This is a genomic window from Sorangium sp. So ce128 (genome assembly GCF_051525245.1).
Lineage (GTDB): Bacteria > Myxococcota_A > Polyangia > Polyangiales > Polyangiaceae > Sorangium > Sorangium cellulosum_B.
Genome location: NZ_CP150313.1, coordinates 9,674,376 through 9,686,912, shown reverse-complemented (window position 1 = coordinate 9,686,912; position 12,537 = coordinate 9,674,376). Strand labels below are relative to the sequence as shown.

The window sequence follows — 12,537 nt, the reverse complement described above, 5'->3', positions numbered from 1 at the left end:
AGATCGCCCGGTCAGAGCCCCTGCGACACTTCCACACGATGCCTGAGCGGCATCGCCGGACCGCAGCGCTGCACATCTCAGCGGACGGTTGACGCGCGAGGGGACCGTGCCATCTCATGAAGGGATGCCCTGGTGTCATCGCTGTCTCGCGCTCGTCGCTCTGCCCGCCGCGACGGCCGGGCTGAGCGTGGGATGCAGCTTCCCCGACGCCGTCTTCACCGGCCAGACGAGCTCTGGCGGCGGAGGTGCGGGCGCCACCACGTCGTCGGACGCGGCGGGCGGCGACAAGGGCGCGACCTCGTCAGGCGGCGGCGAGGCGACCTCGCGCTCGGGCGGCGGCAGCGGCGGGGCGACGTCCAGCTCGGGCGGCGGCGGCGAGGTGACCTCGGGCTCGGGCGGCAGCGGCGGCGGGATCCTCGACTGCGACGCGGATGGCGACGGGTATCTGTCGACCGCCTGCGAGGGCGGCACCGATTGCGACGACGGCCAGGCAGAGGTCCACCCCGACCAGCCCAATACGTTCCATGACACGCCCATCCGCCCCGGAGGCAGCTTCGATTACGACTGCAGCGGCCATGACGAGCCGCAGATCTCCGCGGTCCATTGCGAGTCTGGCGGGCCCTGCCCGAACGCGTCGAACGTGTACCTGATCGACGTCGGGTGCGGCGAGCCAGGCCCGTTCGGGAGCTGCAATATCCTCTGCCAGCAAGACGTCACGTACAGCGGGCTCAAGCGGGCCTGCCATTGAGGCTGCCAGCGCACGTGCACATCGTGGGATGTCAGCCCGGCGGGAGCAGCGCTCTCGCAGCAACCTTCTTGTCGAAGACAAGCACGCTCCGGATCAGCTTCGCGCTCCCCGTGAGCTTCCCGCCCAGCGCCTCGCCCGGGATCTCGAGCCGGCAGGCCAGGAGGGCCGGCTCGCATAGAAGAACGTTCTGTCAACCCAGGGCAGATCCCGCAGCTTGGGCTTGACATCTCCGAAACGTTTGGACTTCCGTCTCCCTGGGCGAGCGGAGAGATGGGCGATATCTCTTTAAAAAAATGAGCGCCGGCATCGACGCGCTTCCTGGAGAGCACCCGGCGGATCCGTCGGCTGACTCGGCAGCTGGTCACCCAGGCGGGCGAGGGCTCGACGTGGCCGACCGCCGCCCGAGGTAGCGGAGCCGATCGAGGTCGGCGTGGAAGAACACGCGCTGGATCTTCCCGTCGGCCACCGCGAGGAGCAGCGCCGCGAACGGTCGGTCGCCGGTCCAGAACACGATCGCGGGTTGCCCGTTGAGCTCGTGCTCTTCGATCTGGAGCTGGCCGGCATTGCGCGCCGTGGCCGCGACGATGAACGCGGCAATGCGCGCGGCGCCGTGCAGCGGCTGAGGGAGGTTGCGCTGGCGCTCGACCACGCGGCCTCGGGGCCCCCCGTCGGTGATCATGATCGCGTCGTCGGCGAGGAGATTCACGAGCACGCGAATGTCGCCCGCCAGGGTGGCGCTCAGGAAGGCCTGGAGCAGGCGGTGATGGTCGTCCGCTCGTGCTACGAGCATGCGCCGCTCGACGGCGAGGTGCTGGCGCGCGCGCTCGAGCAGCTTGCGACACGCTGGCGCGTTGTTGCCGACGAGCTCGGCGATCTCCCGGTGGTCGAAGTCGAAGACGTCGTGGAGCAGGAGGACCGCTCGCTCCGCGGGCGTCAACCGCTGGAGCACGACGAGGAACGCCATCGAGACTTGCTCGAGCTTCTCGAGGCTGGACATCCCCCCTTCGTCGAGATCCACCGGCTCCGGCAGGCGATCGGCGCGGCTCTCCTCGCGGCGCGCCCTGGCGGAGTCGAGCTCGCTGAGGCAAAGGCGCGTGACGATCGTCACCAGATACGCTTTCGGGGAGTGCACGTCCCCCGCGTGACTTTCCCAGCGCAGCCACGCCTCTTGCACCATGTCCTCGGCCCGCCCGAGATCACCGAGCATGCGATACGCCAGAGCGATGAGGTCCTGCCGGCACGACTCGAAGGCAGCCACGCGGCGCGCTGAAGAAGGAGCGGTCATTGGAAGGGTCTGGCCTCCACGAGCAAAACGATCACCATCGGAGGGAGCGAGATTGTCGCACGTGCAGGCTCACGCGTCATCGCGCCGCGCCGGCGAGCCCGACGATCTCCCGCGAGTGAGTGCCTTGCTCCACACAATCGAGCAGGAACGTCGCTACCGCACGGAAGGACATTTCCCAGGCGCCCGCGGGGAGCGCATCGCGCTCGCTCCGGTACGTCTCCGCCGACGTCTTGATCAACCGCGGTGGTCTGGCGATCGTCCAGTCGAAGTTGGTCGCCCGAACCACGGCCTCCATCGCGACGAGGTCGCGGATGTGGTGCTGGAGCAGCCAGCGAAAGACGACGAACCGCAGCGCTTTTTCGGGGAACAGCAGCGCCGCGGAGACGCTGCCGAGCCGCCCCACGCCGGCCGTCTTCATCGCCGCGACCGTGGTGGCCGCGCACTCGGCGAGCAGGGTGCTCCGCCGGAACGCCTCGCGCCCACTCGGGCCGAGCGCCGAGAGAACGGCGTCGTGTCCCCGAAGCGCGGGAGCGAGCTTTTCGACACGCAGCGGGTCGCCCTCGATGACGGTGAGCGCTTTGTCCCGGCGGGCAATCTTCCGGGGCGAGCGGACGAACGCCGTCACCTGGTGACCTCGCGCCAGGGCGAGATCCACGATCTGCGTTCCGGTGCTGCCGGTCGCGCCGAGCACGAACAATCGCATGGTCATGACCTGAAGACCGGGCAGCTCGCGAAAGCGTGACGAGATGCCAGACGAAGCGTCACGAATGCAACATGGCTCACTTCGACAACTGCCTCCCCGGACGCGGCCGGCCTGCCGAGGCTGGCCACCGGCGCGCGTCGGCCCATCGATCGACGCGCGCGTCGCGGATCTCGCGCGCGGCGCGCCTCGGTTGACAGATTCCGGGCGGCGAGGCATCGAGAGCTCGGGGGCGGGCGCCAGGGCGCCCCGCCCCTCCGACGCAGGCACGGGCGGCGTGGCGGTGACCCGAGAACTCGTTCTTCAGCTCGGCGCGGCGGGTCAGGGGCCGCTCTTTCTGCAGATCGCGCGGGCCATCGTCGAGGACATCGAACGGGGCCGCCTGCGCCCCGGCGAGCGGCTGCCCTCCAGCCGCAAGCTCGCCATCCAGCTCGGCGTGCACCGCAAGACCGTGATCGCCGCGTTCCTCGAGCTCGCGCGCCAAGGTTGGATAACGAGCGCGCCCGCCTCCGGCACCTACGTCTCGAGCGACCTGCCCGCCAAGCTGCCCCCCTTCCGCCGACGAGCCCTCGCCGACCGGGCCGGGTTCGACCTGCCCGGACGCCCCTTGCCGGCCCCGTCCTCGACCCCGCGCGCGGGCCTGCTCCTGCTCGGCGGGGTGCCCGAGCTCGGCTTCGTGCCGAGGCTGGAGCTGTGCCGCGCCTACCGCCGCGCGCTGCTCGGCGCCGGGGCGCGCGCGCTGATGGACTACGGCGACCCCCGGGGCGAGCCGCGCCTGCGCCGGGCGGTCGTCGAGCTGCTGACCCGGGCGAGGGGCGTGCGGGCGAGCGTCGAGTCGGTCAACATCGTGCGCGGCAGCCAGCAGGGCCTCTACCTCGCGGCGCGCGCGCTGCTCGAGCCGGGCGACTGCGTGGCGATCGAGGCGTACAGCCACCCCGCCGCCCGCGGCGCGCTCGAGCTCTCGGGCGCGGAGCTCGTGCCCGTGCCGCTCGACGGCGAGGGGCTCGACGTCGCCGCGCTCGAGGCCCTCTGCGCGGCCAGGCGGGTCAAGGCGGTCTACACGACGCCCCACCACCAGCTACCCACGACCGTCACCTTGACCGCGCCGAGGCGCGTGCGCCTGCTCGATCTGGCGCGGCGCCGGCGCCTGCTCGTGCTCGAAGACGATTACGACCACGAGTTCCGCTACGAGGGGCGGCCGGTGCTGCCCCTCTCGTCCGCCGACCGCCACGGGGTGGTCGTCTACCTGGGCACCCTGTCGAAGATCCTGGCGCCGGGGCTGCGGCTCGGCTTCGTCGTCTCCACCCCCGACGTCGCCGAGCGGATCGCGGCCTACCGGGCCTTCGTCGACCACCAGGGCGACCACGCGATCGAGCGCGCCGTCGCCGAGCTGCTCGAAGACGGCGAGATCGATCGGCACACGCAGCGGGTCCGGCGCGCCTACCGCGCCCGCCGCGACGCGCTCTGCGAGGCGCTCGCGCGCCACCTGCCCGGGCTCGAGTTCGACCCCCCCAGCGGGGGCATGGCCCTCTGGGCGCGGGCCCCCGGCGTCGACATCGACGCGTGGGCCCGGCGCGCGCACGCGGCGGGCGTTTCCTTCCAGCCCGCGAGTCACTTCGCGCTCGGTCGCTGGCCGCTCGACTTCGCCCGCTTCGGCTTCGCCGCGTGCGACGAGGCCCAGCTCGCGGACGCGGCGCGGCGGCTCGCGCAGACCTTGCCGAAGGCCCGGTCGAGGCCCGCGGGTGATCGCCCCTGACGCGCGCCTCGCTCCCCGCGGCGCACGGGCGACTGGACTACTCGACATCGACGATCTGGCCCCAACGCAGGGTGCCTGCGCGGGCTAGGGTCTGACCGAACAGGAGACCCGAACATGGTCAAAGCTTTCTTCGCCAGCGTGACATTCGGCGCGGCATTGCTCGGCTGCGCCCGGACCGAGGCGCCGAACCCGCCCCCCGAGGAGGGGGAATCGGAGAGCCAGGCGTCGCTCACGACGCACACGAAATGGCTGGTGCAGCCGGGCGCGCGCCTGGTCCTGCTCGGCGTCACCAGCGACAATCACGCCCTCTACCAGGAGGGAGAGCACGTGTACGCGACCGCGCTCGAGCCGGGCGCGACGAGGCAGCGAGTCGCCCAGGTGCCCTTCGGGAACACGGCGTTCGTCTACACCGTCGGCAAGGTCGCGTTCTGCTGGACCAACCCCGACCGGACCTTGCCCGGCTTCGGGGTCAGCCCCCTTGTCGTGTGGAGCGCGGCATCCGGCCCACACGAGGCGTCCGCCGCCTCGCCCATCGGGACCTTCGCGACCTCGGCGAGCGCCGACGGCCGCTCGGTGCTCTTCCCCACCCATGGCAACGCCGACGGCAGCGTCGGCGACGTCGAGCTCGCCTCGACCGACATGAGCGAGCGCACGACGCTGCTCGGCGCCGTGCCGATGGGCTTCCCCCTGGGGTATTGTCGGCCCTTCGCCGCGTTCGTGGGCCGCCACGGCCGTTCGCACCCGGTCGCGCTGCACTGCGAGGGCGCCACGAGCTCTGCCACCTTGTCGAGCTGGGAGCGGGGCGAGAGGGTCGACCTGTTCAGCGGTGTCGCGACGCCTCCCTTCTTCAGCGCGGACGCCGACGGCGGGTCGTTCTTCACGACGCTGGCGGGCTCGGGGCACCCCGTCGTCGTCTCCGACGACGGCGAGGTGAGCGCGCTCGACGAGGTGCGCTCGAGGATAGGCTTCTTCATCAAAGGCAGCTTCGTCGTGTACACCGCGCAAACGGAGGCCGGCCTCGAGCTGCGCCGCGCCACGCCGGGCGACTGTCCGTCGACCGAGACCATCGCCGACGAGGTCGGGGGCATTCTCACCGTCCTGGCCGGGTCGAAGGTCATCACCGACGCGTGGGCGTCGCCGGACGGCAGGAAGGTGCCCTTCTTCACCCAGCGCGACCCGGCGACCGGCCTCTCCGACGTGGCGCTCGCCGACGCCCGCGGCGGTACCCCGCCCCTGTCGGTCGACCCGCAGGCGCGGAACGTGCTCGGCGGCCCGCCCTTCAGCGCCGACTCGAAGCACTTTCTGTTCGCCCGCATCGTCGACCTGACGGCCGGCACCGCCCCCCTCTTCGCCTCGGCCGAGGGCGGCGTGCGGCAGTTCAGCGACGACGGGGGCTGGAGCTACCTGCCGGCCGTTCGCGGCCTCGTGTCGTTCAACGACAACACCCACTTCGATGCGGAAGACTTCGCGAGGTCGACGGCCGACCTGAAGGTCGTCGACCTGTCGCGCAAGCCCCTGAAGCCTCGGCTCATCGCGCCGGGGGCGAACCTGACCTACTTCAGCAGCCACGGCGGCCGCCGCCTCGCCTTCACGACGGACCTCCCCGGTACGACGGCTGGCCTCTATTCAGCCGGGGTCGGCGAGTAGGCGCGCCGAATCGGCGAGCTTGGCGCCTGGCGAACTCGGGATGACCGACATGTCGCCTCGGGCCGCCGTGGTCGCCTCGCTCGCCAGCACCCTGAGCCGCGCCGTCGCCCCCGGGGATGAGGCGGCCGCCCGGAGGCGGCGCCGCTCGGCCGGAACGTCGGAGGTGCCGGCCGGCGCCTCGTCGTCACGCTGGAAGCGAGCCGAAGAGCGACGCCCATACGGCGCGCGTCCGGACCGTCAGCGCGCTGGCCGCCGGCACCTCGATGGCGTCGTCGGGGACGAGCACCTTGGCGTAAATCGCCTCGTACACCCGCTTCACCTCACCCGGCCGGACCATGTCGCGATCGTGAGCCGGCATGATCCCGACCAGCCTGTATCTCTGCCGTTCGGCCAGGACCTGCTGATGGGGTGATTTCAACGTCGCGAAGTAGTACGCGAGCTCTGCTCCGATCGCGCGCCCGAGCCTCTCGAGTAGCATGGGGCCGAGGAGCGCGAGGGACGGGCCGCGATGCGCCGGAGCGATCGCGCCCATCCGGCACGTGATGGTCCTCGCGCTCGCGTTCTTCTCGAAGGTGGTCATCGCCACGATGGCGCCCTGGTGCCTCGCGACGATCGGGAGGATCGGCCGGTCCTCGGCGACGTCCGCGAGCATCGTCTGCTCGTAGTAGAACTCCGGCGTCAGGTGGCATGACTCGGCGCCGACGACGATGTCCGGGTACCACCCGCGGAGGTCCTCCACCAGCGCGAGGACATCGGCTCGCCGGAGCTGCACCAGCTCGTAGCCGCTCGGTACCTTCGTCTCTTTGAGCGTGGCGCGCGCTCCGTCCCAGTTCATGTGACATGCCCCTCGGTCAAGTGAGCCGTTCTTCGTTGAAGGAGATACGGATTCCGGCTGGACCCAGCCGGCCACGCGAGCGCCCCGCGCCTGTCGAGCTCTTCCCTCGCGCCGGAGCTGCCCTGCGGGTAGAAACGCGGGCGCGATGCGGAGTCAAGCGCCTCGCCCGGCCGCCGCCCCGGCGCGCCGGTTCGCGGGAGGGCGCCCGCGTGCGATGCACCGCCGCTTCGATGAGCTCCGAGAGCGAATCCGCCGGCGCAGGCCGGCCGTTCACCGCCGCCGAGCTCGACGCCTGCCTGAAGGTGCTCGAGTCCGTGGTCGCCGATCGCGCGCTGCTCGCGTCGGTCAGCGCGGAGGACCGCCGCCGGCTCCTGCTCGCCGCCGGCCGCGTCTCGCGCCTTGAGCGCGCCCGCGCCGCGCAGCGGGAGCTCGCCCGGGCGTTCCGTTAGAACGACCGGCGCGCCCAGAAGTCCGCGGACGCCGCGCTCCTCGACGCGGTCGGCATCCGCGCCGCCCGCCGCGAGCCCGTCTTCCGCACGCCGGACGCCCCCGCGCTCACCCCTCCGGCTGCGCCCGGCCCGCCTGCGCTCGCCGCGCCCCCCGCCGGCCCCGCCGCCGAGCCCGCGCCCCTGGATGCTGAAGCTTCTGAAGACGACCCGTCGGGCCCGCGTTGGCCCCAATGGAATGACGACCCAGCCCTCCCTGTCCCGTGAAACTGTTGGGATCGCTGCGCTTTCCGTCGTCCGCTCCTCCGCACGAGCGACGATGCCCAAGGACTTCCCTAGGTTGCGCGTGAGCGAGGCATGACCGAACCGCCCGGGAGCCTGTCGGAAGGGCACGACCAGCGAGAACTCGGCGAACGGCGGTAAATCAGCCTGCCTTGCGGAAACCCCTGGACCGCGCGGCGAGCAGCGCGGCGAGGAGGAGCCAGGGCACGGACGAGCCACCCGCGTCAGGGCCAGCGCCGCGCGCCACGGCGCAGCCGTTGCCGTGCGCGCGCGGCGAGGCGCTCCCCTCCGGTGCAGGCGCCGGAGGCGCGCCGCCGGCATCGCCGGCATCGCCGCCGGAGCCATTCGCGGCGGCGTCGCCGCCCTGGCCCCCGCCGCCCTGGCCCCCACCGCCCTGGTCCCCGCCGCCGCCGCCCTCTCCGCCCTGGCCCTCGCCACCCGCGCCGCCTCCGGAGCCGCTGGCGGCCTCCGCGAGCAAGCAGCCGCCAGCGATGCACTCGCCGCCCGGACAGGGCGCCCCGTCGAGCTTGTAGCGCCTCTGGCAGGTGCCGGTGGCCGGCGCACAGACGGCGCGCCGGCAGGTGGAGGTGTCGGGCTGCGGGCACACGAAGGGATCGCCGCCGACGCAGGCGCCGTTCTGGCAGGTATCGGTCTGCGTGCAGGCATTGCCGTCGTCGCAGGGGCTGCCGTCGGGCTTGCGCGGGTTGTCGCAATCGCAGGCGTCGCCGACCCCATCGCGGTTGACGTCGGCCTGGTCGGGGTTCGCGACGAGGGGGCAGTTGTCCACTATATCGCCGTCGCCGTCGGCGTCGTCGTCATCATCGCAGGCGTCGCCGAGGAGATCGCCCGCCGACAGGCCACCATCGGTGTTGGCCTGGAGCGTGTTCGGGACCGCAGGGCAGTTGTCCTCGCTGTCGGCGATGCCGTCCTCGTCGCTGTCGAGCGCGCAGGCTCCGGCCCTGCACTGCCCGCTGAGGCACTCCTTCGGGAGGGCGCACGGGGCGCCGACGGGCTTCTTCGGCAGGCAGTCGCCGCCGGTCGCCGCGCAGTAGGCCGCGTCGGCGCACTGGGTGTCAAAGGTGCAGCCCGTGAGACAGGCGCCCGCGACGCAGCGGTAATCGGCGCAAGATCGCGTGTCGCCCTCGGCGCAGACACCGAGCCCATCGCAGAGCGGGGCCTCGACGAGCTCGGAGGCGTCCTTGCACGAGGCCGCGCCGCAGGGGGCACCCTGCGCCCGCAGCTGGCAGGCGCCGCGGCCGTCGCAGAGGCCGGTGGTGCCGCAGGAGGAGGCAGGCTCCGCGGCGCAGTCGTCGTCCGGATCGGCGCCGGCCTGGATGGGGCCGCATGCGCCGTCGGGGCCGGCGCCCTTCTTCGCGGCGGAGCACGCCATGCACGCGCCCGCGCAAGGGACGTCGCAGCAGACGCCGTCGACGCAGGAAACGCCGGCGCATTCCGCGTCGGTCTCGCAAGGGGCGCCGGGGAAAGCCGCGGTGTAAAGCTCGGCGCTGGCGATATACATGCCGGGGCCCACGCCGCCGGTGACCAGGACCTTGCCACTGCGCAGCAGGGTCGCCACGTGATGAGATCGCTCGGAGTACATCGTCCCTGCCGGAGACCAGCTGTCCGCGGCCAGGTCGTACACCTCCGCGCTCGCGCTGCCATGGCCATTGACAGAGGCATTGCCCGCGACCAGGACGCGCCCGTCCAGGAGCCGCGTCGCCGTGTGGTTCTGGCGCGCGGCGATCATGGGCGCTCGCGTCGTCCAGCGATCGGTCGCCGGATCGTACACCTCCGCGCTCGCGAGCCCGCTGATCCCCTCCGAGTCCGGGGAGCCGCCCGTGACCAGGACCCGCCCATCGTCCAGCAGCGTCGCCGCGTGCGCCCGGCGCCCGGCGCTCATCGGTGCCGCCGGTGTCCAGCCGCGCTCGCCGGGGCTCCAGAGCTCCGCGTTCGGGGCCTCACCGCGGGGCCCGTAGCCGCCTGTGACCAGGACCCGCCCATCGCCCAGCAGCGTCGCCGCATGCGCATTTCGCGCGGCGATCATCGTCACCGCTTCCGTCCAGGTGCCTTCCTCCGGGTCGTAGATCTCCGCGCTCGCGAGGGTGACGTAGTCGGCCCCGACGCCGCCCGTGACCAGGACCCGCCCGTCGTCCAGCAGCGTCGCCGTGTGCCCCTGGCGTGCGGCGATCATCGGCGCTGCCGCTGTCCAGCTGCGCGTCGCGGGGTCGAAGAGCTCCACGGTCGCGAGCGCGCCCTCCGCCCTGTTCGCGTACCCGCCCGCGACCAGGACCCGCCCGTCGTTCAGCAGCGTCGCCGTATGCTCATAGCGCGCGTCGCGCATCTCCTTCGCCGCGGTCCAGGTGCCGTCGGCCGGGTCGTAGATCTCTGCGGTATTGAGGTCGATGCCCTCGGCCCCGTAGCCGCCGGCGACCAGGACCCGCCCGTCGCCCAGCAGCGTCGCCGTGTGCACGTAGCGCGCGTCGCGCATCGGCGCTGCCTCCGCCCACGGGCTCGTGCCCGGCGGGTCGTAGACCTCGGCGTTCGTCTCGACGCCTTGATTGCCGCCCGTCACGAGCACGCCGCCGCGCGGGAGCAGCGTCGCCGTATGAGCGCTGCGGCCGACGGCCATCGCGGGCGCGTTCGACCAGGCGCCCTCCGCCGGGTCGTAGATCTCCGCGTCCGCCAGGTGGAGGTACGATGAGTGGAGGCCGCCCGCGACGAGGACCCGCCCGCCGTCGAGCGGCGTCGCCGTGTGGTCAAAGCGCCCGAAGCTCATCGGCGCCGCGGGTGCCCAGCTGCCGTTCACCGGGTCGAACAGCTCCGCGCTCGCGAGGAACGAGCCGTCGCTCGTCAAGCCGCCCGTGACGAGGACCTGCCCGCCGTCGAGCAGCGTAGCCGTGTGCCCTCGGCGCGCGGCGCTCATCGATCGCGCCGTGGTCCACGTGTTCGTCGCCGGATCGTACACCTCCACGGTAGGGACGTCGCCCTGCCCCGCGAAGCCGCCGGCGACCATGACCCGCCCGTCGGCCAGCAGCGTCGCCGTGTGCCCGTAACGCCCGGTGCTCATCGGCGCCGCCGCGGTCCAGATGCCCTCCCGCGGGTCGAACAGCTCCGCGCTCGCGTGATGGATGCCGTCGCTCCAGCCGCCCACGACGAGGATCAACCCGCTGTCCAGCCGCGTCGCCGTGGGGCCCTGGCGCGCGATGTTCATCGACCGCGCCGGCGTCCAGCGGTCCTCCGCCGGGTCGTACAGCTCCGCGCTCGCCAGCACGATCGAGCCCTCGGAGCCGCCCACCACGAGGATCTGCCCGCTGTCCACCAGCAGGGCGGCGTGATCGTAGCGCGGGGCGCTCATCGGCTGCGCCGGCGCCCAGCTGTCGTCCGCCGGGTCGTACAGCTCCGCGCTCGCGAGATAACCTTCGCCGCCATAGCCGCCGGCGACCAGGACCCGCCCGTCGTCGCCTCCCAGCAGCGTGGCCGTGTGCCCGGCGTCGCGCCTCGTGGCCATCGCCCCGACGGCGCGCCACAGCGGATCCACGAGCAGGAGCTCCCCCGACGCCTCGACAAGCAGCGCGATCTCCGCCCCGCGCGCCTCGAGGCGCGCCGCGATCGGCCGCCCGCCTTCCGCGAACGCTCGCGGCGCGGTGACGCGCAGCCGCGGCGCCCCCGCCGCGTCCAGCACCTCGACGGCCTCGCCGCGCTGCCGCAGCGCCGCGCCGTCCACTTCCCAGACGGCCGCGGGCTCACCCGCCGGCACGGCGCCCGGCGCCACGGTGAGCCATTCCTCGATGCCCCCGGCGGCCGCCCGCCAGAACGACGCGCCGCCCGCGCGGCCGTAGATCACCGCGCCGTCGACCACCGCCCCCGGGCCGGACGCGCCGGCCTCGCGCACCCGCACCTCGAAGCCGCCCGCGCCCGAGAGCCGCATCCAGCCGCCGCCGTCGCGCGGCAGCTCGGCCTGGAGCCGCGGCCCGCGCCCCGCCAGGCCAGGCGCGCCCAGCGCGAAGCCGCCGCCGGTCGCCACTGGCGCGCCGGGAGCGCCGCTGCCCAGCACCTCGGCGGCTTGCGCCGGGAACCGGCGCTGTACGAGCGCCGCCGCCGCCGCGCCGTCGTGCCCCGCCGCGCACCCGAGCGCGCCCATCCACCCCACAACGGCCAGCACCAGGACGGCCATGACCAGCACGCGAAGACCCGACCCAGCTCGCATGCCGGCGAATGTCTCACGCGGTCAAGTCCGCAACAACAGCGCCGCGAGCGCGGCTCACACGAGCGATGTGCAGATCCCGATCCGGGGATGATAGACCCCGACTCGGCGCTTGCCGCTCCGCGTCTCGGGCGTCACGAGGACCACCACGCTCCTGTCGAGCGGCGCGTTCGCGCGAATCCGCACGTGCTGGCCGGCGACGACGACGTGCCAGATGTTCACCGTCCCGTACCTCGTCACGACGGCCCCCTCGTAGATGTGCGCCGCCGACGGCGCGCCGCGGAGCGCCAGGCGGCAGGCGGTGTAGCTACCCAGCGCCTGATACAGGAGCACGAACGGCATGACGCCGAACGAGACCGTGAGGAGCATCGCGACGAAATCGATGTGCCGGTAGAAGGCGCCGACCCCGAGCAGCCCCGCCCAGAAGAGCAGCGAGTACCCCACGCCGGCCAGCTGATGCCGGACATGCCGCAAGGTCGCCCAGGGGCGCGGGGGCGGCGCGCGGAGCTCCTCGGGCAACTGGCTCGCGTTGGGTGGCTGCATGTCGTACCGCTCCGACATACCCGGGGCGGCTGCGGAGCTCAATCGGACAGCGCGCGAGTCGCCGCGTCCTTCCGCGCTCCTCCAGCCGCTT

General features: G+C 72.9%; 9 protein-coding genes. 4 read left to right on the top strand and 5 right to left on the bottom strand.

All coding sequences use genetic code 11. From position 1 onward, the window contains the following. The first annotated feature begins 124 nt into the window (after positions 1-124). The gene (locus tag WME82_RS36760; RefSeq protein WP_438039130.1) at positions 125-748 is read left to right on the top strand and encodes a hypothetical protein; all 624 of its coding nucleotides are present in this window, start codon (positions 125-127) and stop codon (positions 746-748) included. A 361-nt stretch (positions 749-1,109) separates the two neighbouring features. On the opposite strand, the gene WME82_RS36755 is transcribed toward WME82_RS36760, so the two are convergent. After that, entirely contained in the window at positions 1,110-2,033 is a 924-nt protein-coding gene (locus WME82_RS36755; protein WP_437912730.1) for a sigma-70 family RNA polymerase sigma factor, read from the bottom strand. A gap of 76 nt (positions 2,034-2,109) precedes the next feature. Then, complete coding sequence (locus tag WME82_RS36750) at positions 2,110-2,736, bottom strand: NAD(P)-dependent oxidoreductase (RefSeq protein ID WP_437873927.1); 627 nt, start codon at positions 2,734-2,736, stop codon at positions 2,110-2,112. Positions 2,737-3,016: 280 nt separating this feature from the next. Between WME82_RS36750 and WME82_RS36745 the strand changes: the two genes are divergently transcribed. Together WME82_RS36745 and WME82_RS36740 are read left to right on the top strand one after the other, a co-directional pair. After that, on the top strand, positions 3,017-4,489 hold the full coding sequence (locus tag WME82_RS36745; protein ID WP_438039129.1) for a PLP-dependent aminotransferase family protein: 1,473 nt from the start codon (positions 3,017-3,019) through the stop codon (positions 4,487-4,489). Positions 4,490-4,603: 114 nt separating this feature from the next. Beyond that, the gene (locus tag WME82_RS36740; RefSeq protein WP_438039128.1) at positions 4,604-6,136 is read left to right on the top strand and encodes a hypothetical protein; all 1,533 of its coding nucleotides are present in this window, start codon (positions 4,604-4,606) and stop codon (positions 6,134-6,136) included. Positions 6,137-6,320: 184 nt separating this feature from the next. On the opposite strand, the gene WME82_RS36735 is transcribed toward WME82_RS36740, so the two are convergent. After that, complete coding sequence (locus WME82_RS36735; protein WP_437741152.1) at positions 6,321-6,971, bottom strand: hypothetical protein; 651 nt, start codon at positions 6,969-6,971, stop codon at positions 6,321-6,323. 230 nt (positions 6,972-7,201) lie between these two features. Between WME82_RS36735 and WME82_RS36730 the strand changes: the two genes are divergently transcribed. Then, the gene (locus WME82_RS36730) at positions 7,202-7,420 is read left to right on the top strand and encodes a hypothetical protein (protein WP_438039127.1); all 219 of its coding nucleotides are present in this window, start codon (positions 7,202-7,204) and stop codon (positions 7,418-7,420) included. A gap of 421 nt (positions 7,421-7,841) precedes the next feature. On the opposite strand, the gene WME82_RS36725 is transcribed toward WME82_RS36730, so the two are convergent. Both WME82_RS36725 and WME82_RS36720 read right to left on the bottom strand, forming a co-directional pair. Beyond that, positions 7,842-11,882 (bottom strand): kelch repeat-containing protein, encoded by a 4,041-nt coding sequence (locus tag WME82_RS36725; protein WP_438044969.1) that lies wholly within the window; start codon positions 11,880-11,882, stop codon positions 7,842-7,844. A 78-nt stretch (positions 11,883-11,960) separates the two neighbouring features. Then, positions 11,961-12,446: a hypothetical protein gene (locus tag WME82_RS36720; protein WP_438039126.1), complete on the bottom strand. Its 486-nt coding sequence runs from the start codon at positions 12,444-12,446 to the stop codon at positions 11,961-11,963. Positions 12,447-12,537: the final 91 nt, after the last annotated feature.